Genomic DNA, 1,835 nt, shown 5'->3' on the forward strand with positions numbered 1-1,835 from the left:
GGCCGGGAGTCCGCGCGCGGCGGCTCGGCCGCGGGGTCCTGCGGCGCAGTCGTCGGCTCGACCGCGGCATCCTGGGCCGCCCGACGCGGGGCGCCCGTCGCCGGGTCGACACGGGGCACGCGGGGACGACGCGGACTCATCGCGGACTCCTTCGCAGCTCGGGGCGGGACCCCCACAGCGTACTGCCCTCCCCTGGCAGGACCCTGGCCCCCGCCGGACGCGGACGGGCCCGCCCGGAGCGATCCGGACGGGCCCGTGCGTCGCCGTCGGGGACGCTCAGCCGCGGTAGCGCGGGAAGGCGGAGCGGCCGGCGTACACGGCGGCGTCGGCCAGGTCCTCCTCGATGCGCAGCAGCTGGTTGTACTTGGCCACGCGGTCCGAGCGGGCCGGGGCGCCGGTCTTGATCTGGCCGGCGTTGGTGGCCACGGCGAGGTCGGCGATGAAGGTGTCCTCGGTCTCGCCCGAGCGGTGCGAGATCATGCAGTGGAACATGTGGCGCTGGGCCAGGGCGATCGCGTCGAAGGTCTCGGTCAGCGAGCCGATCTGGTTCACTTTCACGAGCAGGGCGTTGCCGGCCTTGTCGTCGATGCCGCGCTGCAGGCGCTCCACGTTGGTGACGAACAGGTCGTCGCCCACGAGCTGGACGCGGTCGCCCAGCTTCTCGGTGAGCAGACGCCAGCCGTCCCAGTCGTTCTCGTCCAGCGGGTCCTCGATGGAGACGATCGGGTAGTTGTCCGCCAGCTCGGTGTAGTAGGCCACCATGTCCTCGGCGGAGCGCTTCTGGCCCTCGAAGGTGTAGGCGCCCTTCTCGCAGAACTCAGAGGAGGCCACGTCCAGGGCCAGCGCGATGTCCTCGCCCAGGGTGTAGCCGGCCTTCTTCACGGCCTCCGCGATCAGGTCCAGCGCGGCGCGGTTGGACTCGAGGGACGGGGCGAAGCCGCCCTCGTCGCCCAGGCCGGTGGACAGGCCCTTCTCCTGCAGCACCTTCTTGAGGGAGTGGTACACCTCGGTGCCCCAGCGCAGCGCCTCGCGGAACGAGGGGGCGCCGATCGGGGCGATCATGAACTCCTGGATGTCCACGTTGGAGTCCGCGTGGGCGCCGCCGTTGAGGATGTTCATCATCGGCACGGGCAGCACGTGGGCGTTCGGGCCGCCCAGGTACTTGTAGAGCATCAGGTCGGAGGACTGCGCGGCGGCGGCGGCCACGGCCATGGACACGCCGAGGATCGCGTTGGCGCCCAGCTTGCCCTTGTTGGGGGTGCCGTCCAGGTCCAGCATCAGGCGGTCGACGGCGCGCTGGTCCACGGCGAACTCCTCCTCGAGCTCGTCCGCGATCTCCTCCACGGCGGCGACGGCGTCCAGGACGCCCTTGCCCAGGTAGCGCTTCTTGTCGCCGTCGCGGCGCTCGACGGCCTCGAACTCGCCGGTGGAGGCCCCCGAGGGCACGGCCGCGCGGCCCAGCGAGCCGTCGGTCAGGAGGACCTCCACCTCGACGGTCGGGTTGCCGCGGGAGTCGAGGATCTCGCGGGCGTGGATGGCGTCGATCAGGGCCATGGACGGGTCTCCTTCAATCGAAGTCGGAAGTCGTGCACGTCGGCGGGCACGGGGTCAGCCTAGCGGGGCGGCGGACGCCGCAGACGTCCTGGGCGCCCGACGACGTCGCACCCGGTCCGGCGCCTCGGCGCGGCGGGTGTGGGGCGGACGCGGGTGTGAGGCGAGGGCAGCGGGGACGGGTGTGGGGCGAGGGTGCCGCGGGCGTCAGCCCGCGGTCGGCGGGCGCAGGGCGTCCCAGTCGCCGGCGCGCACCCGGGCGACGGTGCCGCGCAGGGCCCGCT

Annotated in this window: 1 protein-coding gene; it reads right to left on the reverse strand. The window is 73.0% G+C overall.

The window, feature by feature from the left end:
* Nucleotides 1-276: 276 nt before the first annotated feature.
* Nucleotides 277-1,554: a phosphopyruvate hydratase gene (gene eno, locus NWP10_RS11815; RefSeq protein WP_258301034.1), complete on the reverse strand. Its 1,278-nt coding sequence runs from the start codon at nucleotides 1,552-1,554 to the stop codon at nucleotides 277-279.
* Between the last annotated feature and the right edge of the window lie 281 nt (nucleotides 1,555-1,835).

This window comes from Micrococcus sp. HG099 (genome assembly GCF_024723355.1).
Taxonomy (GTDB): Bacteria; Actinomycetota; Actinomycetes; order Actinomycetales; family Micrococcaceae; genus Micrococcus; species Micrococcus endophyticus.